Below are 23358 nucleotides of genomic sequence, written 5' to 3'. Positions count from 1 at the left end.
CGGGGCGAGGCCGCCGCCCGCCACGACCGCCGCCCCGGCGGCCCCCCGCTCCTGGACGCCCTCGGCTGGACCCTCCTGACGGCCCTCGCGGCGGGCGGGGCGGGCGTGGTGTGGGTGGTGTGCCGCCGGGGCCGCTGCGAGCGCCGCGTCGACCAGCACCTCGACCGCGCCCTGGTGCGCGGACTGCCGCTCGCCGCCCTCGCCCTGCTGCTGCTCGCCGTCCTGTACGCCGGGTGGTCGCGGCCCGTCTGGACCTCCACCGGACGGCTGCCGGGCAACACCACCTTCGGCGGCATCGCGCTGGCCCAAGGACTCCTCGTCCTCCTCCTCGCGGCCGTCGCCGCCGTCATCCACCGCGGGTCGCCCGACGCGCGCGCCGCCATGCGCGGCCTCGGCGGCCCCGCCGCGGCGATGCTGGCCTGCGCCCTCGGCGGCGTGATGTCCGGCGGCGGCTCCCAGCGCGTCGCCGACTGGCTCGACGGCAGGGGCGGCACGATCGACGGCCCGCCGGCGCTGCTCACCTGGCAGGCCTCCGCCATCCCGCCGCTGCTCGTGGTCGTCGTCGTCCTGTGCGGCTGGCTCGCCGTGCGCACCGCGCGCCACCTGCGCCACGAGCTGGCCGCGGTGCCGCGCGAGTACGGCGTCGAGCGGCCCGACACCGCCCGCACCCGCCGCATCGCCCGCAGGCGCGCGAGCGCGGCGCTCACCGACCGCGCCCCCGTCATCGTCGGCGTCACCTCGGCCGCCACCCTGCTCCTCGGCGCCGGGCCGCTCGTCGGCGCCTGGGCCGGCGGCGAGGTGCCCGGCGAGACCGCGCGGGACCAGCCCGCGTTCGTCGCGGGCGCGGCGCAGACCGCGCAGGCGCTCGGCTCCTGGCTGATCGGCCTCGGCTTCCTGCTCTTCGTCACCTGGGGCCGGCGCGCCTACCGCGACGCGTCCGCCCGCCGCACCATCGGCATCCTGTGGGACGTCGGCACGTTCTGGCCGCGCGCCGCCCACCCCTTCGCGCCGCCCTGCTACGCCGAGCGCGCCGTGCCCGACCTGACCTGGCGCATGCACACCTGGACCCGCGCCACCGGCGGCCGCCTCGTCCTGTCCGGCCACTCGCAGGGCAGCGTCCTCGCCGCCGCGGCGGCCTGGCAACTGCTGCCGTCGGTCCGCAAGCGCGTGGCGCTGCTCACCTACGGCTCGCCGCTGGAGCGCCTGTACGGCCGCTGGTTCCCCGCGCACTTCGGGCCCGCCGCGCTCAGCTCCCTGCACCGCGAGGTCGACTGCTGGCGCAACCTCTACCGGGCCACCGACCCCATCGGCGGGCCCGTACGGCTGCACGGCGACTGCGGGCCGCAGGTCGACCGCGCCGAGCTCCAGGACCCGCTGGCCTACGGCCGCACCCCCGACCACCCGCTGCCCGCGCCCATCCTCGGCCACGGCGACTACCAGGCCGACCCCGCCTTCGCCGAGGAGCGCGCGCGGCTGCTCGCCCGGCTCAGGCCCGCCGTGCCCCGCCCGGCGGCGCCGCCTGCGGCAGCCCCGCCTCGGGAAGCTCCGCCCAGGGAAGCTCCGCCTACGGAAGCTCCGGAAGGTCCTCCGGATACAGCAGGGTGAGGTCGTCCGTGCTCGGCGCGGCGAGCTGGGCGACCCGGCCGGCGTGCCGCTCGACCATCGCCTCGAACGTCTGCCGCGCGGTGCGGCCGTTGCCGAACGCCGGCCCCTTCGGCAGCGCCGCGAAGTACTTCAGGAGCGCCTCGGCGGTGCCCGTGCCGAGCGTGTACTCGTGCTCCTCCGCCTGCTGCTCGACGATGCGGAGCAGTTCCTCGGCGTCGTAGTCCCCGAAGGTGATGGTGCGCGAGAACCGGGAGGCGACACCGGGGTTGACGGACAGGAAGCGGTTCATCTCCTCCGTGTATCCCGCGACGATCACCACGACCGCCTCCCGGTGGTCCTCCATCAGCTTCACCAGCGTGTCGATCGCCTCGCGGCCGAAGTCGCGCCCGGAGTCCTCCGGCGAGAGCGCGTACGCCTCGTCGATGAACAGCACGCCGCCGCGGGCCTTGTCGAAGGCCTCCTGGGTGCGGATCGCCGTGGAGCCGATGTGCTCGCCCACCAGGTCCACGCGGGACACCTCGACGAGGTGGCCGCGCTCCAGGACGCCCAGCGAGGCCAGGATCTCGCCGTAGAGCCGGGCCACGGTCGTCTTGCCGGTGCCGGGGGAGCCCGTGAACACCAGGTGGCGGCGGACCGAGGCGGCCTTCAGGCCCGCCTCCTGGCGGCGCCGCCCCACCTCGATCATGTCGGTGAGCGCCCGGACCTCGCGCTTGACGCTCTCCAGGCCCACCAGCGCGTCCAGCTCGCCGAGCACGTCCTTCGACGTCCGCGCGGGCGGTACGGGGGCCGGGGCCGGCGCCCGCTCCGTTTCGCGCGGCCCGGGCACCGCGCCGAGCAGCCCCGCGGACTGCGTGGCCGTCTGCACGGCAGGGGCGGGACCGGGGGTCCGGGTGCTCCCGCTCTCGTCGCTGGTGCAGTCCTCGACGAGCGGGCCGTCCTCCGCGAACTCGTAACCGCCGCGCGCGCACCGCTCCGTGCGGCACCGCTTCAGCGTCGTACGGCAGCCGTCGATGACGTGGAAGCCGTAGCCGCCGCTGCCGACGACCGTGCAGCGCTGGAAGCTGCCGCGGGCGCCCGCCGAGACGTAGAAGCCCGCCTCCGCGGGGGAGGTGACCGTGCACCGCTCGACGGCGGGGTCGGCGCCCTTGGTGACGATCACGCCCGTCTGCGTGCCGTCCACCGTGCAGTTGGCGAGGACGCCGCCGCTGCCGTGGTCGCGGAACCAGGCGCCGGTGGCGGCCTCCCGGATGCGCACGTCGTCCAACTGCGCGGTCGCGCCGTCGCTCACCGACACGGCCGTGTTGCGCACCTGCGTCAGATCACTGTCTATGACGTCGACGCGCGAGCCGCGGTCCAGGACGAACAGCGCGTCCGGCACGTCGTGCACCCGGCACGACTCCAGGACGGCCGTCGCGCCGTCGCTGACCCACACCGCCGGGTAGTCGCCGGTGCTGTCGTGGATCTCGCACTGGTTGGCGTCGACACGGGTGCCCGGGTCCCACACCGACAGGCCGTTGCGGCCGAACTCGCGCACCGTGGAGCGCGTCAGCGTGAGCACCGAACGCGACCGCAGGTCGACGGCGTTCTCCGGGATGTCGTGGATGCGGCAGTCGGCGAGGGTGAGGACGGCGTCCGTGTCGAGCGTGACGCCGTCGGTCGTGGTGCGGTGCACCTGGCAGTCCGTCAGATGCCCCGTGGCCCGGGCGGTGATCTGCACGCCCGCGCCCTTGACCTCGTACACCTCGCAGCCCACGGCCTCCAGGCCGCTGTGCTCGCCGGTCACCGACAGGCCCGCGCCCGACGTGTGGTGCACCCGGCAGCGCTCCAGGCGCGGGTGCCCGCCGCCGCGGACCGCGACCCCGGACTGGCCCGCGGCGACGACCTCGCAGTCCTCGAAGACGCCGCCCCCGCCGTCGAGTACGGCGATGCCCACGCCGCCCGCGTTGTCCACCGTGCAGCGGCGCAGGGTCGGCCGGGCACCGCCGCGCACCTCGATCCCCGCCGCCGAGCGCGTCCGCACCCGGACGTCGGCGAGCTCCGGCGCGCCGTCCTCGACGAGCAGCGCGGGCGCGGCCGCGTCCTGCCCCTCGATGTGCAGGTCCAGGACCACGGCCGAGGCCCGCACCGTCAGCGGCACGCCGTCGACCGGCGCGATGCGCGCGGCGCCGGGGGCGCCCTCGGGTCCGCGCAGCGTCACCGCCCGCCGGACGACGAGGTTCTCGCGGTACGTCCCGGGGGACACCGTCAGGACGTCGCCGTCGCCCGCGGCCTCCAGGGCGGCGGCCAGCGACGGGTACTCGCCCGTGCGGCGCCGCCACCGCGACGTACCGGTGTGCGTCACCTGGACCGTGCCCTGTGCCATGGAGTTGCTCTGCCCCCACCTCGACGTTCGCGGTACCTCGCGCCCGCGCGCAAGGAGGCCGAAGAGTTCGCCCGGTCCACCGTAGCGCGCGCGGCGCGGCGGAGTTGACCCGATGGGCAGGCTCTCACCAGCTCAGGCGCCGGTGCCGGTCTTTCCCCAGTCCGGGCCCGCCTGCTCCCAGGCCCGGTCCCAGCGGGCGTAGCGGCGCTGGACGATGCGCCACAGGAGCAGGCGCCGGGCGCCCTCGACGAGGCCGGCGGCCGCGAGACAGGCGCCGAATCCGGCGAGGGCGGCGTGCGTCGTCGCGGTGGCCGGGTCCAGGGGGCGGCCGACGACCCGTCCTGCGCCGTCGGTCCAGAGCGTGAACCGGTCGCCCGAGCGGGGCTCGTCGAGGTCGGAGACCACCGCGCCCTTGTGCTCCGACCCGTCCGGGCCGGTCCAGGCGGCGAGCACGCGGCGGTGCGCGTCCCGCGAGGCGGAGGTCTCCGGGTCCGGGTCCAGCGGCGGCCGTTCGAGCCCGTGCAGGACGGTGGCGGTCACGGTGTGGCGGGCCGCGCGCTGCTCCTCGACCGAGCGCAGCAGCGCGTCGTTGGTCAGGCTGCCCGTCACCGCGCCGGCCACGGGGGCCACGACGGCGATGAGGACGAGGGCGACGAGCGCCACCCAGGCCTCGGCGAGATCCGTCCCGCGGCGCAGTGGATTGCGGCGCCAGCGCCAGAGTCCGGCGATCGCTCGCACGGTCCTGCACCCCCTTCCGCGGCCGTCTCCCACGGCTCCCACCGCGAACGGCCTTGCCCCGCTCTCGGGTTCCCCGCGCCCGTCGCCTTCATTCGGGGATCTTCGGCGCGTTCACCGATACGGATGGTGCGGGCGGTCAAGGCGCCACGCCAGGGGGCCGCGTTCGCTACAGGGGCGGGACCCGGAGAGCCCCACCGCGGTCTTGAGCGGGCCGCGGTCGCAGGCGGCCGCCCGGCGTCGCTCAGAGGCGGCGCGCCGGCGTGCTGGAGCAACTCGTACCGCGCTCGTAGACCTGCACGCGGCGGCCCCGCGTCTCCGCGTCCGCGCACCGGACGAAGAAGGCGGCGAGGACGCGCCGCTTGGTGGCGTCGCCCGGCCCGCCGGGGTGGTCCTCGGGGTCCCCGACGACCAGGATGCGGCGTTCGGCCAGCATGGCCTCGCGGATGCGCGCGGGGGCGGCCTCCACCCCCCGCAGCGTCCCGGAGTCGGCCGGGCTGCGGACCAGGGCCACGTCGTCGAGTCCCGCGAAGAGCTGGGGGGACACCTCCGCGGTGTCGCGGCGCAGGGAGGGGATGAACAGCACCCCGTCCCCGGCCCGGGACACACGGGCCACCGCGTCGGCGGGGGCGAGGACGTCGTCGACGCGGCTCTGCGGCGTACGCAGACCGAGGTGAAGGGGCAGCAGCGCGGCGGAGGCGGCCAGGAAGAGCGCCGTGAAGGGGCGCCAGGAGCGGACGACCACCGCGAGCGCGGCCCCCAGGAGCAGCCCGAGCCCGACATTGGCGTACAGGACGTACCGGTCGATGTAGAGCGGCTTGATGAGCGAGGCCGCCAGCAGGGCGAGCACAGGGACGGCGAGCAGGGGCAGCCCGGCCCAGACCACCGACACCGCCGGGGCCGCCGTCCGCGCGGGGGCTCCCGGCCGTCGCCTCAGGAGCAGGCCGCACAGCAGCCCCGTGCCCAGCAGGCACAGCGGCGCCGGCGCCGTCGCCCAGGTGAGCGGGGGTATCCAGGCCACTTGCCGCGCCTGCGCACGGCTGACCAGGACGAGCGGCAGCGCCCCGGTCACGACCACGGCGGCGGCCGTCGCCCAGTGGCGCGGGAGGCGGCCCGCGCCGAGCCGCCCGGCCCGCAGGACCGTCACGGCGTGTGCCAGGAGCGCCAGCAGGGAGAACCAGTTGAGCAGGGCCGCCACCAGCATGGCCCCGGCGTACCCCACCCAGCGCCAGGTGGCCGCGCGCGCTGCCGGGCGGTCCTGCGCGAGGGTCACCAGCAGCCACGTGGCCACCGCCACCGCGGCCACCACCAAGGCGTACGAGCGCCCTTCCTGCGCGTAGCGCTGGGTGCTGGGCATGAGGACGAACGCCGTACCGGCCAGGAGCCCCGCCCACGGTCCGGCCAGCCTGCGGCCGGTCGCGGCGGTCGCGGCGGCGGCGCAGGCCGTCGCGAGCACGGACGGCAGCCGCAGGGTCACGAGCCCGGGCCCGAAGACCTCGAACAGGCCGTGCATCAGCAGGTAGTAACAGCCGTGGACGACGTCGGCGTGGTCCAGCAGGTGCCGGAGGCCGGCGGGGGAGCGGCCCGCGGCCATCCAGGTCGCGGCCTCGTCGCGCCACATGCTGTCCTCGCGGGTGATGCCCCACAGACCGAGGACGAGGGCCAGCACCGCCGGTCCGGCGGCGCCGAGGGCGTTCTTGGGCACGACGGATCTCCGGAGCGGCATGAGGTACGCGCACGAGGCACGTGAGGTGTGAGGGAGGAAGGTGAGGGAGCGCCGGCGGGACCGGCGCTCCCTCACTTCTCCCACCGTAGGCAGCCCGGTGATCAAGGTCGTCACCTGCGATGAGGACGTCGCGAGATCCTTCTCAGGGACTACCGCGAGCCTGGCTCCGGCCGCTGGGCGTAGTCCTTGGGTGCCGTGCGGGCGCGCGCCGGTGCCGTGGCGGCGCGTTCCGCCGCTCGCGGTGTCAGACCAGGGGTCAGGGTGCCCGGAACGGGCTGCTCGATCACTCCTCGAGCCCGCACCCGAGCACCGGCGGTGGCCGACGCATGCACGCGGTGGGCACCGATGCCGTCGGCGCCTTTGCACGCACCGGTGAGGGCACGGGGAAGGTCGGGTACACGTACCGGTCAGCGAAGCCGACTGCCGGACACGTCGCCGCCGAGGTGGCCGGCGGGCTCGCTGATGTAGGGCATCGAGGGCTCCAGGCCCAGGTCGTGCGGCAGCAGGGAGGCCATCCACGCGTCGCGGCGGGTGCCGTCCTGGATGAGGCGCGAGCGCAGGGTGCCCTCGTGGGTGAAGCCGACCTTCACCGCGCACGCGAGTGAGGCCTCGTTGCTGACCTCGCCGATGCTTTCGATGCGGTCCAGGCGCAGTTCGGTGAAGCCCCAGCGGGCGATGGCGCGGATCGCTTCGGCGGTGTACCCCCGGCCCCGCTGCGCCGCGAGGGTCCAGCACCCCATGGTGGCGATGCGCTCGGAGCGGCCGACCCAGCTCATGCCGAAGAAGCCCATGGGACCGACGATCTGCCCGGTCGCGCGGACCCGTACGGCGAAGAGGTAGTGCGTGTCCTCGCGCCAGCCCTCCGGGCAGAAGTGGTTGACGAAGTGCGCGGCTTGGGCGCGCGTGCCGGGGCTCGGCACATTGGTCCAGCGACGTATCAGCGGGTCCTGCCATGCCTCGACGAACGCGTCGACGTCGGATTCGGCCAGCGTCCCTATGTCGAGACGGTCGGTGACGAGGTGCGCGGGTTCCATGGCTGTTCCGTGTCCCTTCGGCTTCCTTGAGTGGATGACCTGACAGGTTCGATCAGCAGGGGATCGCGTGGGGCAGGTCTGTCAGGGCGTGGGCGTCAGATCGTGTTCCACCAGGCGCGCGTACCTGCCGCCCGCCGCCAGGAGGTGTTCGTGCGTGCCTTGTTCCACGACGCGGCCCCGGTCCAGGACCACGATCATGTGGGCGTCCCGGACGGTCGACAGGCGGTGGGTGATGCTGACGCGGGTCAGCCCGGCGGTGGCCTCGGCCAGAGCGGTCTGGATCTCGTGCTCGGTGTGCGGGTCCAGCGCGCTCGTGGCCTCGTCGAGGACGAGGACGGCCGGATCGCGGAGCAGTGTTCTCGCCAGGGCGAGCCGCTGCCGCTCGCCGCCGGAGAAGCGGTACCCGCGCTCGCCCAGCACGGTGTCGTAGCCGTCCGGCAGGCCGGCGATGGTGTCGTGCACGCGCGCGATCCTCGTCGCGCGCAGGATGTCGTCGGCGGTGGCGTCCTCCTTCGCGAAGCGGAGGTTGTCCCATATGGAGGCGTTGAAGAAGTAGGACTCCTGGGAGACCACGCCCACGGTCCGGGACAGTGACGCGAGGGAGAGGTCGCGCACGTCCACGCCGTCGATGAGGACGCGGCCCGTGCTCGCGTCGTACAGCCGGGGCAGCAGGTACCCGAGGGTGGTCTTCCCCGAACCGGTCTCCCCGACGACCGCCACGTGCGTGCCCGCCGGGATGACGAGGTCCACGTCCGCGAGGGCCGGGCGTCCGGCCGTCTCACCGTACGAGAACGTCACCCGCTCGAAGCGGACGTCTCCACGGGGCGCGGCCAGTTCCACCGGCGCGGGCGCTTCGGCGATGTCGGTGTCGAGGTCCAGGTAGCCGAAGACGCGCTCGAACAGCGCCAGGGACGCCTGGATCTGGACGCCGGTGGTGAGCAGCCCGACAGCGGGCCACAGCAGCGCCTGTTGCAGGGCGACGAACGCCACCAGGGTGCCCAGGGACGCCGAGTCGGTCCCGTCCAGCAGGACGCCGGCGATCCAGTACAGCAGGGCGGGGACGGCGGCCATGACCATGCCGATGAGGGAGAGCCGCCACCGCCCCGCCACCGCCGTGCGCACCTCCGCCGCTGCGAGGCCGGCCGACGCGTCGCGGAACCTGGCCGTCAGCGTGGGCCCCCCGCCCATGGTGCGGCTGAGGATGACTCCGCTCACGGACAGGGAGTCGCCGACCATCCCGGCCAGGGACGTGAGCCGCCGCTGCTTGCCCCGCGTCATGTCCAGGCGCTCCTTGCCGACGCGGTCGCTGATCCACGCGAACAGCGCGAGCAGGGGCAGGCACATGAGCGCCAGGCGCCAGTCGAGGACCAGCATGGACGCCGAGATCGCGAGGACGCTGGTGAGGTGCGAGACCAGGGCGGTCGCGGCCGACGTCACCGTGGACTGCATGCCGCCCACGTCGTTCATGATCCGGGACTGGGTCTCGCCCGCGGACCGGTGGGTGAAGAAGCGCAACGACATGCCCTGCAACCGGGCGTAGACACCGGTGCGCAGGTCGTGCAGCACGCCTTGTCCCACCCGGGTGGAGATCAGGGTCTGCCAGGCGTCCAGCGCGTTGGTGACGACCGCCACCGCCACCATGCCGAGCGCCAGCGCGGTGAGCAGCCCCGGACGCTGCTGCGGCAGCGCGACGTCCAGGATGCCCTTGAGGAGGAACGGCCACGTGATCGACACCAGTGCGTCGACGGCGAGGAGCAGCGCGAGCAGTCCCAGGCTGCGGCGGTAGGCGGCGAACAGCCCTGCGACGCGGCGCCACGGGACGGCCGGCGCCGGGGCCGCGGTCACCGCCGCACCCCCGTCCGGGCGAACAGCGCCTCGGCGATCGCCGCCTGCCAGGGCATCGGAAGCCCGGCCCGGTTCCAGTGGAAGACGATGAGGAAGGCGACGGCCCGGCGTGGCCCCACGACGGCTTCGCGGGTGCCGAAGTACTCCTCGTGCCAGCGCCGGCAGGCTCCGGACAGCGCGGCCCCGAACTCCTCGACGCGGCCGCGTGTGCGGTCGTCGACCAGGCCGGAGAGCCTGCCCGCGTCCGACCACGCGTCACGTACGCCGTCCGCGACGCGCCGCCAGTCGTCCGGCGGGGTGGCGCCGAACGTGCGCCCGGCCTGCCGCCGCAGGACGTCCCACACGTGCCGGTCCTCCCAGCCGACGATGCCCATGGCGTCGAACAGCGCCCGGATCATCAGCAGCGACACGACCCACGGACGGGCCCCGGAGGGCGGCGAGGCGTGGTGACGCGCCCAGAACAGCGAGTCCGCCGTGAAGACGCGGTGGACGCTGTCCATGGACCGTTCGCCGCCGAAGAGGTACGCCTCGGGTTCGTAGAACGCGCGCTCCCAGCCGGTGGCGGCGCCCTGCCGGCACAGCCGTTCCCACTCCGCCACGGCCGACGCGTCGACCTCGTCCCGCGCACCCGGCGCACACCGCAACCGCACGCGCAGGGTGTGCTCCTTGCGTACGAAGAAGAAGTCCTCGGCGGCCCGCGCGTCCAGGCGGTCCTGGGCGAAGCGGGCGAGCCCGGCGTACAGGCCGTCCAGGGCAGCGCGCCCCGTCAGCCGGTACTCCAGCCAGCGCACCTCGTCGTGGGCCGCGACCGCCGCGCAGCCGCCGTCGAGGAACAGCCCGGCCCGTCGCGTGAAGCGGGGATCCTCGTCGGCCGCACCGCGTTCCAGTCCGTCGGCGACCCGGCGCAGGAAGGCGGGCAGCGCGTCGGTGCCGCGCCGGAGCTCCCATGCCTCGTCCTTGATCAACGCTCCACCTCTCTCATGCCACCAGCAGGGCGGCGTCCCACGGCAGGGACGGCTCCCGGTCCGCGTAGTCGTTCAGGGCCAGGGCGATGCCGGCGGCGCCCTCCAGGAGGCCGGGGTAGTCCCCGCCGGTGTCGGAGCCCCGCACCGGGACGGCGTACCCGAAGGGCCGCTCGGGGTCGAAGGCGGCCAGCAGACGCTCCACGAGGGCGTCCCGCGCCGGTGCCACCAAGCCCCCCACGGGACCGTCGGCGAAGTGGCGCAGCAGGGCCAGCGCGCCCGCCACGCCGTGGCACAGGCCCTCGTCCCGCAGCCGCCACTGCGCGATCGGCGCCCGCACCACGGCGCGCACCGCGTCCTCGGCGAGCGCGGTCCAGGACGGTTCGCCGAACGCGTCGCCCGCGAGCTGAAGTGCCCGCGCGATGCCCGGCGCCGCGTAGCACCAGGCGGCCCGCCGGGGAGCCGGCACGGGTGTGCCCCGGCGCCACTGCTCGCGGGAGGCGTAGTCCGCCCAGCCCGGGCCGTACTCATCGGTGTACGCGGCGCCGCGCAGCGCGGCGACGACGGTGCGGGCCGCCAGGTACTGGCCGTCCACGGCCACGCCTTGGCGGCGGGCCAGGGACAGCAGGGCGAGGGGGCCGCTGATGCCGTGCGCGAGGCCGAGGTTGAGGTGCCCGTGGGCGGCGACGTCGGACGGGACGCGGGCGGTGGCCGAGGGCGGCCCGTCGCACCACAGGCCGGGCAGGGGGCCCGCGGGCGTCGGCACCGTTCGTCCGGCCATGCGCACGAGCGTCGTCAGCACGTCGGTCAGCGGAGCACGCAGGGCTTCGCCGCGCAGCAGCAGGTGGCGGCCGATGCCGGCCAGTCCCTCGACGGCGTCGTACCGTGCCATCCCCCCGATCGGCTGCTCCTCGATCAGCCGGCACAGGCGGAGGGCGTGCTGCGACACCGCCTGGTCCAGGGACGCCAGGGCGCCCTGGTAGCCACCGGTCGCCCGGCGCGCCATGTCCATCGCGAAGGCGAGGCCGGTCACGTCGCCGATCACGCCGTAGCTGGGACGCCGGGTCCGGCGCAGCAGGTCGGCGGCGCGGCCGAGGTGACGGTGCGCCGCGACGGCGTGGCCGGGGTGCTCGGCCGCGCGGCTGCTGCACAGGACGGAGATCCCGGCGTGCCCCCGTCCCAGGGAGACCGGGTTCCAGGCGAGGGGGGCCGACGCGGGTGCCCCGGGGACTCCGGCCCGGGCGGCCACCTCGGCGGGGTCGAGCAACCGCTCGGTGAGGCGGGCGGCCAACTCCCGTGCGGCGTCGCGGTGGCGGGGGGTGGCTGCCGCCGCGCGCGGGCCGGTCGAAGGCTCCGGGCTCACCGCGTTCGTCACGTCGGCCGGATACGGGCGCACCGCGCTCGTCGCGTCCGTCGGGTTCACCTGGCGCACCGCGCTCCTCGATTCCGTCGGGTTCACCGGGACGGCCTCGTTCCCTGTCCGTCGTCGAGACGGGCGCGAGCGACATGGCCCAGCAGGACACCTGCCTTGGCCTCGCTCGCGAGGTCCCCTCCGACCAGCCGGTTGTGCTGCATGTGGAGCAGGGACAGCACGGCCACGTCCCGGCGCCGCGTGCCCGCGGCGCCGTCGCACAGGGCCTGGAGCCGGTCGCCGAGCCGGGCCACGACACCGGAGCCCTGCCAGGTTTCACGGAGTCGGCGCAGCCCCAGGGCGTGCCCGAGGCGGTCCGCCGTCTCCCCGGGCACGACCAGGCGCGAGGCCTCCTGGATCTCCTGACGCGTGACCGTGCCGTCGGTGCTGCGCGGGAAGGCGGCCCCGGCCCAGCGCAACCACGCCCAGGGGCCCAGTGATTCGAGCAGCAGCGCATGGTTGGCGACGATCAGTTGCGCCCGGGTCAGCGGGCTGCGGCCGGCGGTCAGCAGGGTGAGCTGGGTGAGGGCGAGCCGGCTGTCGAGGCAGAAGACCGGCTCGGCCGCGGCGAGGGCGGTGGCTCCGCCGTAGCGCGCCGTCTCGGGCTCGTACGCGGTCAGGGCGAACTGGCGCAGCAGGCCGTCCCCGCGCAGTCGTTCGAGGTGGTCGCAGAGCAGGGCACGGACCCGTGCGCCCTCCTGCGGCGAGGCGGGGCGCAGCCGCAGGCGCACCTGCGGCTCGGGGGCGTAGTACCGGGAGAAGAACCACTGGTCGAGTGCGGGGGCGATCCGGCGCACCAACGGGTCGAGCGCGCCGATGAGGTGGTCGTGTGCCTCCGGAGCGGCCAGGAGCTGCGCGTACTGCCAGTCGCCGCCCGGCGAGTGCATGGGTGCCGTGCTGACGACGGGACGGCTGCCGCGGTAGGCCGAGCGGTGCCTCTCCCGGCCCGCGCGGGTGCCGGCGCGCGGCCCGGGCGTACCGATGAGCGGTACGACGACTTCGTTGGCGCGGTCGCCGCACCAGCCGTACGAACCGAGGTCGCGTGGGCTCTCCACCACGGTGACCTGGCCTTTGCCGAGGTCGCGGCGGAACATCTCGCGCTGGAAGCCGTCGCGCAGGTCGAGTTCGTAGACCTGGTCGGCGCGGGTGACGCAGACCCGGTCGGGGACGGCGTACCGACGACGCCAGTGGTCGAGGGCGTCGTCCCAGCCGGGGCGGGCGGCGGCGCTGTCGCGGAGTTCGGGTCCCGGGTTCCAGGTGAGCGGGGAGAGGACCACGCGCCCCATCCGCACCCGGGGCAGCCAGGGCGAGGCGCCGTAACCGGCCCAGTCCCACAACTGGAGCTTCTTCATCCGTCCGGTGTGGCGCAGGTCGTTGAGCAGCCGGGCCACGTTCGGGGCCTGGTCGTGCAGGTTGAGCTTGTGCGGGACGACGGGGTGCACCTCGCGGCCGGTCCGCCCGCACACCAGGCGCAGGCGCTCCTCGTCGGCCGTCACGAGGAGTTCCCGCCAGTCGAGGGCGGGGCCGGTACCGCGCGGGAAGTGACCGACCGGGAGCGCGTACGGCGCCAGGAGCGGGACCTGGCTGACGTTGAGGCTGCGGGCAGAACGGGGGCGGAAGGTGAGGTGCGCGGTGACGCCGTCGCCGTCCCGGGTGTGCGGCATGAGGCGGCCGACCTCGTCGACGATGCCCGCCAGTTCGGCGAACCGGCCCATCGACGCCCCCGCGGTCGTGGACCCCAGCATGGGGGAGACGAGCAGCCGGAAGTCGCCGCTGTCGAGGTTCTCGACGGAGTCGGCCAGCAGGGTCAGGCAGAGTTCGAGCGAGGGCGGCGGCGGTGTGCCGGTGCCGGTGCCGGTGCCGGTGCTCAGCCGGCGGACAGCTTCCTCGTCCAGGACGACCTCGCGGTCCGGGCGCAGGATGCCCTGCTGGATGAGGTCGGCCATGACCGCCTGGCGGCGGGGGTCGCCGTGCTCCTTGACCGCGTTGGCCTGGAGGAGCAGGCGGCCGTTGCGGGCGGCGCGCGGGTTGCGGTAGCCGGCCGGGAACCCGAGACCGCGGTGGGGGTCGACGAGTTCGGGCAGGCGCGCGGCGCCGCCTTCCCCGTATCGCTCGACGAACGCCTCGTAATAGGCGCGCATCTCCGGGTGGCGGCCGTCGTCCGGCGACATCCGCCACAGCGCCGTGGCGCAGCGCTCCGCCTCCCGCAGGACCGTGTCCGGAAGGGTGACGTCCGCTCCCACCCGCAGGTCGACCTGGGCGACGGGGTGCGGGCTCTCCTGGACGCGCCGGGCGGCGGTGACCGCGCGCTGCCACTCCTTCCCGCCGGAGCCCACCGGCTCGTCGGCGTACGCGGCCAGGGCCTCGCGGACCTCCGTGAACGCCGCCCGGTCCTCGGGGACCGCGGAGAGGAGATCGAGAGTCCTGTCGAGCAGTGCCTCGTCCACGGTCGCGGTGGACAGTTCGGTCAGGAGCACCTCGCACCGGACGAGGCGCAGGAGCAGGTCGTCGAGGGTGGTTGCCGGTACGGCAGGGAACTCGTGGCCGGCCGCGTCCAAGAGGGCGGCGTACGTCACGGGGCGCCGGGCGGTGTCCAGGGCCCACCGCAGCACGGGCGTACGCCGCAGGGACACTTCCTGGCCCGCCGCTGCCGCCGCGGAGCCGCCCGCCCGGGCGGCCGCGGTGACGTAGGGCAGGACGAGGCGGTCGCCCCGCTCGGTGCACAGGTCGTTGGTGACGACCTCCATCCGGTGGCGGACCGCCGGCAGGTCGAGGTGCCGCATGACCATGTCGGTGAACCAGCCCGCGTCCACCCGGGTGGCCTTCCGGTGCTCACCCGACCACGCGAACCGGCTCCGGGTGCCCGTCGCGGCGGGCGCCACCCCCGCCTGGAGGCCGAACGGTGTCGGCCGGCCGGCGCTGCGCAGGGCGTAGCGCGTGAGCGAGACGGCGCTGCTCAGCAGTCTCTTGCGCGGTACGGGGGCGCCGGACTCGACCTTCTCCACCATGGCCATGAGCGAGGCGCTGGAGACCTCCACGGCCTCGCGCAGATCGTCGTGGCGCATCATGCCCCGGATGGCGGCCACGAGGTCGGCGTCGCTGGGCAGCTCGGTGTTGCCGGCCGGGACGGCGTCGCGAGGCAGGCCGGTCCCCTGGGGCAATTGCCGTCCGTGGCCGTGCGGAGGGACGGGCAGGGCGTGATCCCGTGGCCGGGCCGCCAACCGCAGGAGGAGCGGGCTCGCCGCCTCGAATTCACTGTCCTTCATCGAATTCACAGACCTTCATGTTCAGCCGCATTCCCCGCGATGGAATGAATTCCGTTGTGGCCGGCAGAGTCTTCACCCCAGGAGCGAGGCGGGTGAAGACTCTGCCGACTCCGGTCAGACAGCTTCAGAGCTCTGGGTCAGGGCCCGGGCGGCGGCGCCCGGAAAACAATTCCGGAAAGCAGGCGCCGGAAAGCAGTCGCCGGAGAAGAGGCCCCAGGGGTCAGGAGCAACAAATGGGGCCCATCATGTTGTTGACCGCGAAGTGGCCGGAGGTGAGTATCGGACCTTCCGGGCAGGTGATGTTGGTGAAGCCCGCTTCCGGGGCCAGCGGCGAGTTCACGTCGCCCGTGCCGGTGAGCTGGATCTCCAGATCGAAGTCGGAGAGGTCCAGGCTCGGCGCGTCCTCGAGCAGCATGGCAGTGGTCATAATTTTCTCGCTTTCTCATGGTGATGCACGACGGTGGAATGAGAGAAAGGCTTCATTCCCTTTCCCTCGCCGCTTGACCGGTGAATCTAGATCGCGCCCGCCGACCCGTCAACAAACAATTCAAAATACGTTCCCGACAGGTCGGCGGCGCGCGGAATTCCCGCGTGCGGCGCGAATCCCGGAGCGGCCGCGTTCCGTTGTGGCGGTGCGCTTGGAGTCAGCATGCGTCGCATCTGGCTTGCCGCGACCTGCCGACCGGCTTCAGGATCTAGCAGTGCACAAAGTTGCAGGGGGAAATATGTGTCAGATTCCGGACGAGGGCACCCAGAACGGCGAGATGTCGGTGTGCGAGACGGGAACAGCGGTCTACCGCGCGGCCATCACGCACGGCTCGGCGTCGGGCGACATACCGGAGTGCCTGCTCCGGTTGGGACTCCTGCGTCCGCAGGACGGCGAACCGGACGTTTTCCTGCCCGTGCCGCCCGACGTCGCGGCCCACCATCTGGCTCTTCCGATCGAGCGGGCGGTGCGGGCGCAGCAGCAGCGCCTCCTCGACCTGCGTGCCGCCTTCTCCCTGGTGGAGGCGCTGTACCGGGAAGAACAACAGCAGGCGGTGGCACCGGTGCGGTTGCTGGAGGGGCTGGAGGTGATCGAGGCGACGCTCTGGAAGCTGACCGAGTCCTGCCAAAGTGAGTTCCAGTCCTCCCACCCCGGCCCCCGCCCCCCACGCGCGCTCGCGGAAGCCCTGCCGCGCTCGCGCACCATGCTGGAACGGGGAGTCCGGCAGCGCACCCTCTACCAGCACTCGGCGCGCTCACACGGACCGACGCTCGACTACATGGAGCAGGTCCACGCCCTGGGCGGCGAGTTCCGTACGCACTACGAAGTGTTCGGCCGGGTGCTGCTCTTCGACCGCTCCGTGGCCCTCATCCCCGAGGGGCGCTACAAGGGCGGCCACCACCACAACGCCCTGATAGTCGAGCACGCTGGGGTAGTCGGTTTCCTGGCCGACGTCTTCGACCACGCCTGGCACCTGGCCGTTCCGGTCACCTTCGGCACGCCCGACACGCGGCCCGCGCCGCTGACCGACGAGAAGCGCCGCATGGTGCTGCGGCTGATGGTCGAGGGCCACACCGACGCGGCCATCGCCAGCCGCCTCAGCATGAGCACCCGTACCGTGGCCAACCACGTCAAGAGAGCCGCGGAGGCGTACGGGAGCCGCAGCAGGGCTCAACTGGCCTACCTCCTGGCCAAGTCGGGACACCTCGAGTAAGCGCGCCGCCTCGCCGGGCTGCCGCCTGACCGCGTGACAAGGCGTCGCGGCAGGGCGCGGCGGCCGCGGCCAACTGGCCCAGCCGAATTCGGGGGGCGGCGACGCGGCTGCTCCATCCGCTCCGGGCTCCGGCGAGCTCGGCGTTCACTTCGGCGACCGCCGCGGTGGAGGCTGGGGCCCAGAGCGAAAGGAGAGGGTGGTGCGGTAAGCGGCGCGGTCAAGGGCGGCGAAGCGTCCGGGGTGGGTGAGGCCCCAGCGGGTGGCGGTCTCGGTGACCGTTGTGGTGTTCGGGGCGGCGGCCAGCAGGTCGCGGTGGGCGGGCCGGCAGAGCGAACTCGTCGAGGCTGAACCGGCCCGCGTCCACCCGCGAGTACCGCAGGACCGGACATACCGCTCAGTCGCAGCGAGGTCCCGTACGCCTCGTCCCGAAACGTCCGGGCCGCCGCCATGCATCCCCGCGAGAGGCCCGGGGCCGATCAGGCCCAACCGCGCCACATGTGCCTGGCTGTTGGACGGCCGGGTCGCCAACGAGCCGGAGATCCCCGATCGATGCCGGGCGGGCCTGCCCAGACGGTCGGCGCCCGGCTAGGGTCACGGCATGACCACGCCGACCATGCCCGAGAGGTTCGAGGCCGCCGCGCGGGACGCCGCCCGCGCGGTGCGGTCCGGCCGGTGGCTTGTCAGGGACTCCACGAACCCACGCGGAGCGCACTGCACCGCCGCCCCCGCCACCTGGGCCGCCTTCCTGGCTTTCCCCAAAGCCCGGCGGGTGAGCGGCACATGAGGTACTACGTCTACCTCTCCACCGCCAAGGTGGACATGCTGTACGGGCAGATCCCGCCCAAGCTGCTCAAGCGTCTCGCCGTCGAGGCGAAGGTCGACCTCAAGGTTCTCAGCCTGGCCGTACAGTCGCCGCGTGCCGAAGCGAGCGCGTACGAGCGGCTGGACATCGTCGAGTCGTACCTGGAGCGGGAGTTCGACGTGGGCTGGATGACGGAGCCCACCGCCTGGTTCCGGGGCGACCTTGCGCTGCGCATCGCCGGATACGGCCAGGTGAACCAGCCGACGCTGATGACGGGCCGCGACGGCGACACCGTGGTCGCCCTCATCGGCTCCGCCCACCACCTGGTGGGCTACGAGGCGCCGCCGGAGATGGGCCGGATCGGCTTCTCGGGACTGCCGTCGCTCTTCCGGCTGCTCCAGGACGCCCCTGCGGAGTGGGAGAGACAGTTCAACGTGCGCTCGCTCGGCGGCCGGATGCCGAGCCGGGAAGGGGTGGCCCACGACGTGCTGCACGCGGCCGAGGCGCTGACGGTGCCGCCGGTGTACTGCGATTTCCTGGCGCGGCAGTTGATGCGCTCCACCGTGACGCGGCAGGACGGCGAGGAGCTGACGATCGTCGTCGGGACACCGCTGTACGTGGCGATGTCGGACCAGGTGCACGAGGGCGAGGGGGCCTGAGTGGAGCGGGCGGCGTCCATCTGCGACGTGATGCGCATGCGCATGCAGGGCGACGTGGCGGGGCTGTGCCGGGCCACGGGGTCCGAGGACCATGTCGCCGCCGTGTACGCCACCGCGATGCTGGGCAGCGCGGTCCGCACCCCGGAAGTCGTCGAGACACTGCACCTCTGCCTCACGCGTGGACTGCACTGGCAGGCTCTCAAGTCCCTGGCCAGGCTGCGCGTGAAGTCGGCCGTGCCTCTGTTGCTGCGTACCCTGGCCGAGTCGGACCACAACCGCCTTCAACTGGACGAGGTGGCCTGCGAAGCCCTGCTGGCCATCGGTGGACCGCAGGTCGTCCGCGGTCTCGTGGACCTGTGCGAGCGGTTGCCGTCCGGCCGGGGGTACTGGACGGTGCGGGTGCTCGACGCCCTTGCCACGCTGCGGGCCCCGGAGGCCGTGAGGCCCCTCCTGGCCACGCTGTGGGAGTACCTGCCCGATCTCGCGGTACGCGTCGTGCGCACACTCGGCGCGATCGGGGACCCGCGGGCCGCTTCCGCCCTGCTCGTCCTGGCGCACTCCCCGGCATCGGACACGCACCTGCGCCGCGCCGCGCTGAAGGCGCTGCACGCGCTGCCCGCCGGCGGGTGGCCGCCGCCGCACCGCTACCCGGCCGTCGAGCAACTCCTCCACACCTCCCAGCGCGACCCGGACCCCGACACGGCACGCCTCGCGACGGCCCTGCTCGCCAGGACCGAGGACGGCCGGGCCCACCTGTGGGACGTGCTGCGCGGCGCGGCGGAGCAGGGCGGCCCCGACTGCCCGCCGCACGCCGTGGCGGCGGTCTGCGCCCACATCGCGGCGGAGCCCGGGCTGTTCGCCGTTGCGGACCACGGCGAACACCACGCCCTGCTCGCGCACCTCCTGCGCGCGGCGGCGGCACCGGCCGTGCGGCGGGCCGCGGCCGGGGCGCTCGCCGCGTCCGTGGGGGCCTCGGCGGCCGGTGCGCTGGTGGCGGCGCTGGACGACGCGCACATCGGCGACACGGTGGCGGACCTCATGGCCGCGCTGCCGGAGCCGGTACTGCCCGAGCTCATGGACCTGTTCACGCACCCCGGTGGATCCGTCGCCCGACGGCGGGGCGCGGCGCGCGTGCTGGGCCTCGCCGGACGCACGGACGCGGCCCCGGTGCTCCATGCGGCCCTGGCGGACGACACGACTCCGGCCGGGGTACGCGCGTCCGCCGCCGACGCGCTCGGCGCCCTGCGGCACGCGGCCGCCGCCCCGCTCCTCGCGGCCCTGGCCACGGACGAGGAGCAGCCCGGCACCCTGCGGGCACACGCCGTACAAGCCCTCGGCTCGCTCGGTGAGCCGGACACGCTGCCGGCGGTGCTCGCCTGCGCGCGCTCGCCGCACGAGGCGGTGCGGAGACGGGCGGTCGTGGCCCTGGGCGCGTTCCCGGTACCGGACGCCACCCGCGCGCTCGAAGAGTTCGTGGCGCCCGGCGCCGAGCCGGACCTTGCGCGTGCCGCCGTGCGGGCGCTGCGGGAGATCGGCGGTCCGGCGCTGCCGGTCCTCGTCCGGCTCGCCGCCGGCGCGGACGGCCTGCCCGAGGACGTGGGTCACCGGCTCGTCGAGGCGCTCGCCGCCCACCCCGGGGCGGAGGCGACCGGGGCGCTGCTCGGACTCGCCACGGCGCCGCCGGAGCGGAGTGACGGGACGACGTACGCGACCTCCGGTGAGTGCCGGTTGTCCAGATCGACCCCGGCCCGGGAGGCGGCGTCCCTCGCGCTCGTCGAACGCGGCTCGGCGCGGGACCTCACTCCCCTGACAGCCCTCCTGGGCCCCAACTCCTGGTTCGGCGCCCACGAGCCCGCCGTACAGGCCCTGTTACGGATCGGCACCGAAGAGGCGCACGAACACGTGCTGGCGTTCTGCTACGGGACGAAGCACTTCTACCCCTGGCACGTCGGCGCCCTGGACGCCGTCGCCGCAGCGCGCGGGATCCGGTTTGGACCCTGAGCCGTTTCGTTCAGATCATCTGATCATTGGCCCGGGTGTGCCGTTAGCTGACGCGCAGTGGGCGTGGAACGAGCCGTTGACTCCCCGCCGGACAGAGAGCGCCAGGCCGTCTGCCGAAGCCGAAATGGCAGGCCAGGTGCGCTACGCCCGCACGGGGACGCCGACGTGCGCACCTGGCCTGCCACGTCCGAGTCAAGCCGGTTAGGGCGCGGGGAACCAGGCAATTCCGCCAGCAAAAGCAGGAACCGGGCTACTTCTGCCGATCGGGCGCCGAGCCAGACACTGACCACCCGCCCTGGAGACGGCGAGGACCAGGAGTACGGCGCCGAAGCGTCCGCCCGGCCGTAGAGCCGCGGTGCCCCGGTCGGGTCCCGGCATGAGCACGCTGACCATGCCCGAAAGGTTCAAGGACGCCGTACGGGACGCCGCCCGCGCGGTGCAGTCCGGCGCCTGGCCCATCAGCCGCGTGGACGTGGAGACGGCCGCCGTCGCCCTGGAGGCGCTGTGGGCGCGTACGACGACGTCCTTCAGCTTGTTCCTTGTCCTCGACGGTCACGTTCGGTGAGGGTCGCGGGGCGTTTGAAAGTGCTGCCGACTTTGCAGCGGGTGGTGGGGTGCCGGTGTCTGGCGCCAGGCGGGCGTCCGGGGTCGGGTCGGCTGGGTTTCGGTGCACGGGCCGGAGACGCGAGGTGCGGACGGATGTGTCGGAACCCGCGCCGGACGCGAGTCGGCGTCAGCTTCTCGCCGGGACGCGTGGTCTTCTCCCAGGGCTTGTGCCGGTCGACTGTGAGCGGCGCGGCGAGGCGGAGCTGGGTGTACGCGACGATCACCAGTCAGGTCCATCGGTCCGCTGCCTTCGGATCGCGAAGCCGGGGCCGCGTCCAGCCGAGGGACTGTTTCAACAGGCGGAAGGTGTGCTCCAGGTCGAATCTGCGCAGGTGACAGGACCAGACGAGGTTGACGTCGTCCGGGGTGGCGCCGATGGCCGAGGACCATAGCCAGACCGGTGGAGCGTCGCGGTCGCCGGGCAGGTGATCGACGTTGAGGCGGATCAACGTGCCCTCGATGACGGGCAGCTCGCTGTCGTGGACATCCACGCGGACCGCTGCTGCAGCCGGGGGTGCAGCCGGTCGCAGGCGCGGGCCTCGGCTTGCCGTGGCGGGCTGTGTCGTTCACCGTGACCACGGACGGCTCGGGCCAGGAGGCGGGCCTGGCCGGACTGAACTCCTTGCCGTGCCGGGGTCCGGTCATCGAACCCCGAGACGGCTGTGTCGCTCTCGGGGTCCCGCGCTGCCGCCGCCGTGATGCGATCAGCGGCTTCGACGCGTGGGCCGCGGCCGCGGCCGAGCGCAACGCCGGCGACGAGAAGGGGGACGTCGGCGAGTCGACGCGGCGCGGCCGCAGCTCTGGTGGAGCCGGCCATCGCGGAGGAACGCGAGGCCTACGAACGCCACCGCCGTCAGTGCCGGCTGCGAGCCGGCACCGTGCTTCTCACAGCGCGCGCAGTGCCGACCAGGTCTGCGGGCCGACGACGCCGTCTGCGGTGAGGCCCCCACTCGCCTCGCGAGCCGGCGCGGCCGATCGCCGCGCAAGGTTCAGGCGCGCATGAGGCATGCACCTGTCGGAGACGCTGGACACCTACGGCTGTCCGGTGTGGGAAGTGGACGGGAAACGCTCCGCTTCGTTCGAGGAGCCGTACGGCATGCCGACGCCGCCCGGCCTTCCGGCAGCCGCCCTGGTGTCTGGGGCTGAGCGGAGGGGGCGGCGCCGACACGGCTGAGTGCTGTCGCGGTCTTCGTCATGTGCACGCGATGTGCACGGGCGGCGCGGGAGAAGCCCTGGGCAGGCGCAGCTCGCAGGGCTTCTCCGCGGAGACCCCGTCAGTACCCGCGGTACTGCTGACCGTTGCGCGGGTCCTCGTAGGGCGCGGGCGCCGGGCGGGGCGCTGCGGGGCGCATCGCCTCGTACCCGGTGGTGTTCCCCATGGGCCGCTGCGGCTGCGGGCCCGGGTAGCCGCGGGGCGGTCCGGCCTGCTGCGGGATGTACGGCGCGGGCGCCTGCTGCAGCGACGCGGGCTGCGCGGCGGGCGGGTAGCCGTACCCGGGGTTCGGGGGAGCGGACATCGCGGGGCCCGACGGTGCCGAGGGGGCCGACGGCAGGGCGGGCAGCGCGGACGGCAGCGCGGGAAGGTTACTGCCCGAGTCGTAGGGCGAGGGGTTCACCCGGATCGGGGCGATCTGCGGGGTGCCCCGCTCGGCGACCAACGAGTCGTAGATCGGAGTGTCCGGGAAGGACGGCGCGGAGTAGTAACCGCCGCCATAGGTGGAGCGGGGGGAGGTCATGCTCCATAAGTTAAGCCCTTGATGTGCTGGTTGGGGAGACCGATAAGCGGGTTGTTCGGCGTGTCGCCCGTGCTCCCTGAGCCGCAAAGCGAGCGAACCCGGGAAAAATCGGTCGCGCGACTGCGTACGAATCCTGTAAAAGACACCGTTCCCAGGGTTACCCGCGGTCGACCGGGGGTTGACCGGGAGGGGCGGCGCCGGACGCTCCCGGGACGGCCCGTGCGCCGCCGCCCGGGCCAGGTAATAGGTTGGGCGGGAACGGAACGGCGGTCCTGCCGGGCCCGGCACTGGTGATGGGGGCAGACATGTCTATGGCCAAAGGTTCGAACGTACCCGTGCAGGCGGCTGCCGTACGGGTCGAACTGGGCTGGAGTTCCGGTCCCGGCGTGCCGGACGCCGACGTGTCCGCGCTGCTGCTCGGCGCGTCCGGGAAGGTGCGCTCGGACGCGGACTTCGTCTTCTACAACCAGGCGACGCACGCCTCGGGCGCCGTGCGCCACGAGGGCAAGCGGACCGCGGGCGGCTCGGTGACGGACACGCTCGTCGTCGACCTCGCGCGCGTGGAGCCCGCCGTGGAGAGGGTCGTGCTCGCCGCCTCGGCGGACGGCGGCTCCTTCGGGAAGGTGCCCGGCCTGCACATCCGGGTCCTCGACGCCGCGAACGGCGCCGAGATCGCCCGCTACGACAGCACGGACGCGGGCGTGGAGACGGCGTTCGTCCTCGGCGAGCTCTACCGGCGCCAGGGCGCCTGGAAGTTCCGCGCGGTCGGCCAGGGCTACAGCAGCGGCCTGGAGGGCCTGGCGACGGACTACGGCATCACCGTGGACGAGCCCCAGCAGGCGGCGGCCCCGGCGCCGTCCGCGGCTCCCGCGCCGCTGCCCGCCGACGCGCCCGCACCGCCCGCGCCG

17 protein-coding genes and 1 pseudogene are annotated in these 23358 nt (G+C 74.0%); 7 read left to right on the top strand and 11 right to left on the bottom strand.

The features are described from left to right. Positions 1-1605, top strand: a pseudogene (locus IE330_RS31070) (hypothetical protein); the annotation flags it as partial. Here IE330_RS31070 and IE330_RS31065 read toward each other — a convergent pair. The 9 genes from IE330_RS31065 to IE330_RS31025 form a co-directional block, all read right to left on the bottom strand. Further along, positions 1565-3967 carry a right-handed parallel beta-helix repeat-containing protein gene (locus IE330_RS31065; protein WP_190139503.1) on the bottom strand — a complete coding sequence of 801 codons (2403 nt, stop codon included), beginning with the start codon at positions 3965-3967 and terminating at the stop codon, positions 1565-1567. The pseudogene IE330_RS31070 and the gene IE330_RS31065 overlap by 41 nt on opposite strands. A gap of 132 nt (positions 3968-4099) precedes the next feature. Further along, complete coding sequence (locus IE330_RS31060; RefSeq protein WP_190139502.1) at positions 4100-4705, bottom strand: Rv1733c family protein; 606 nt, start codon at positions 4703-4705, stop codon at positions 4100-4102. A 241-nt stretch (positions 4706-4946) separates the two neighbouring features. Further along, positions 4947-6407 carry a glycosyltransferase family 39 protein gene (locus IE330_RS31055; protein ID WP_229926055.1) on the bottom strand — a complete coding sequence of 487 codons (1461 nt, stop codon included), beginning with the start codon at positions 6405-6407 and terminating at the stop codon, positions 4947-4949. Positions 6408-6835: 428 nt separating this feature from the next. Next, positions 6836-7462 carry a GNAT family N-acetyltransferase gene (locus IE330_RS31050; RefSeq protein ID WP_190139500.1) on the bottom strand — a complete coding sequence of 209 codons (627 nt, stop codon included), beginning with the start codon at positions 7460-7462 and terminating at the stop codon, positions 6836-6838. Positions 7463-7543: 81 nt separating this feature from the next. Continuing rightward, a complete protein-coding gene (locus IE330_RS31045; protein WP_190139499.1) occupies positions 7544-9307 on the bottom strand; it encodes an ABC transporter ATP-binding protein in 1764 nt (587 codons plus the stop codon). Further along, positions 9304-10272, bottom strand: a complete 969-nt coding sequence (locus IE330_RS31040; protein ID WP_190139498.1) for a thiopeptide-type bacteriocin biosynthesis protein — start codon at positions 10270-10272, stop codon at positions 9304-9306. The genes IE330_RS31045 and IE330_RS31040 overlap by 4 nt, the downstream gene beginning before the upstream one ends. Before the next feature lie 13 nt (positions 10273-10285). Next, positions 10286-11701, bottom strand: coding sequence for a lanthionine synthetase C family protein (locus IE330_RS31035; RefSeq protein WP_190139497.1), 1416 nt, complete (start codon positions 11699-11701; stop codon positions 10286-10288). A gap of 23 nt (positions 11702-11724) precedes the next feature. Next, positions 11725-14946, bottom strand: coding sequence for a lantibiotic dehydratase (locus IE330_RS31030; RefSeq protein WP_190139496.1), 3222 nt, complete (start codon positions 14944-14946; stop codon positions 11725-11727). Between the two features lie 220 nt (positions 14947-15166). Then, positions 15167-15361, bottom strand: a complete 195-nt coding sequence (locus IE330_RS31025; protein WP_190139495.1) for a hypothetical protein — start codon at positions 15359-15361, stop codon at positions 15167-15169. Positions 15362-15671: 310 nt separating this feature from the next. On the opposite strand from IE330_RS31025, the gene IE330_RS31020 reads away from it, so the two are divergent. The 5 genes from IE330_RS31020 (at position 15672) to IE330_RS31000 (ending at position 20673) form a co-directional block, all read left to right on the top strand. Continuing rightward, complete coding sequence (locus IE330_RS31020) at positions 15672-16646, top strand: helix-turn-helix transcriptional regulator (RefSeq protein WP_190139494.1); 975 nt, start codon at positions 15672-15674, stop codon at positions 16644-16646. Between the two features lie 598 nt (positions 16647-17244). After that, positions 17245-17430 (top strand): DUF397 domain-containing protein, encoded by a 186-nt coding sequence (locus IE330_RS31015; RefSeq protein WP_190139493.1) that lies wholly within the window; start codon positions 17245-17247, stop codon positions 17428-17430. Beyond that, a complete protein-coding gene (locus IE330_RS31010) occupies positions 17427-18107 on the top strand; it encodes a DUF7019 family protein (protein ID WP_190139492.1) in 681 nt (226 codons plus the stop codon). The genes IE330_RS31015 and IE330_RS31010 overlap by 4 nt, the downstream gene beginning before the upstream one ends. Beyond that, on the top strand, positions 18108-20108 hold the full coding sequence (locus tag IE330_RS31005; RefSeq protein WP_190139491.1) for a HEAT repeat domain-containing protein: 2001 nt from the start codon (positions 18108-18110) through the stop codon (positions 20106-20108). 376 nt (positions 20109-20484) lie between these two features. Continuing rightward, the gene (locus tag IE330_RS31000) at positions 20485-20673 is read left to right on the top strand and encodes a hypothetical protein (RefSeq protein ID WP_190139490.1); all 189 of its coding nucleotides are present in this window, start codon (positions 20485-20487) and stop codon (positions 20671-20673) included. Between the two features lie 268 nt (positions 20674-20941). Here the strand turns inward: IE330_RS31000 and IE330_RS40095 are convergent, their stop codons facing one another. Continuing rightward, entirely contained in the window at positions 20942-21205 is a 264-nt protein-coding gene (locus IE330_RS40095; protein ID WP_373314767.1) for a hypothetical protein, read from the bottom strand. A 783-nt stretch (positions 21206-21988) separates the two neighbouring features. Next, positions 21989-22450, bottom strand: coding sequence for a DUF6643 family protein (locus IE330_RS30990; protein ID WP_190139489.1), 462 nt, complete (start codon positions 22448-22450; stop codon positions 21989-21991). Positions 22451-22761: 311 nt separating this feature from the next. Between IE330_RS30990 and IE330_RS30985 the strand changes: the two genes are divergently transcribed. After that, on the top strand, positions 22762-23358 hold a 597-nt coding region (locus IE330_RS30985; protein ID WP_190139504.1), incomplete at its 3' end, for a TerD family protein.

Origin of the sequence: Streptomyces longispororuber (assembly GCF_014656095.1) — a bacterium.
Classification (GTDB): domain Bacteria; phylum Actinomycetota; class Actinomycetes; order Streptomycetales; family Streptomycetaceae; genus Streptomyces; species Streptomyces longispororuber.
This window is presented reverse-complemented; position numbering and strand designations above follow the sequence as displayed.

What these genes read in the sequence shown, in the direction of transcription:
- IE330_RS31065 (WP_190139503.1), bottom strand. Translation starts at nt 3,967, where the DNA reads ATGGCACAGGGCACGGTCCAGGTGACGCACACCGGTACGTCGCGGTGG.
- IE330_RS31050 (WP_190139500.1), bottom strand. Translation starts at nt 7,462, where the DNA reads ATGGAACCCGCGCACCTCGTCACCGACCGTCTCGACATAGGGACGCTG.
- IE330_RS31030 (WP_190139496.1), bottom strand. Translation starts at nt 14,946, where the DNA reads ATGAAGGACAGTGAATTCGAGGCGGCGAGCCCGCTCCTCCTGCGGTTG.
- IE330_RS30990 (WP_190139489.1), bottom strand. Translation starts at nt 22,450, where the DNA reads ATGACCTCCCCCCGCTCCACCTATGGCGGCGGTTACTACTCCGCGCCG.
- IE330_RS31020 (WP_190139494.1), top strand. Translation starts at nt 15,672, where the DNA reads ATGTGTCAGATTCCGGACGAGGGCACCCAGAACGGCGAGATGTCGGTG.
- IE330_RS31000 (WP_190139490.1), top strand. Translation starts at nt 20,485, where the DNA reads ATGAGCACGCTGACCATGCCCGAAAGGTTCAAGGACGCCGTACGGGAC.
- IE330_RS31010 (WP_190139492.1), top strand. Translation starts at nt 17,427, where the DNA reads ATGAGGTACTACGTCTACCTCTCCACCGCCAAGGTGGACATGCTGTAC.
- IE330_RS31025 (WP_190139495.1), bottom strand. Translation starts at nt 15,361, where the DNA reads ATGCTGCTCGAGGACGCGCCGAGCCTGGACCTCTCCGACTTCGATCTG.
- IE330_RS31015 (WP_190139493.1), top strand. Translation starts at nt 17,245, where the DNA reads ATGACCACGCCGACCATGCCCGAGAGGTTCGAGGCCGCCGCGCGGGAC.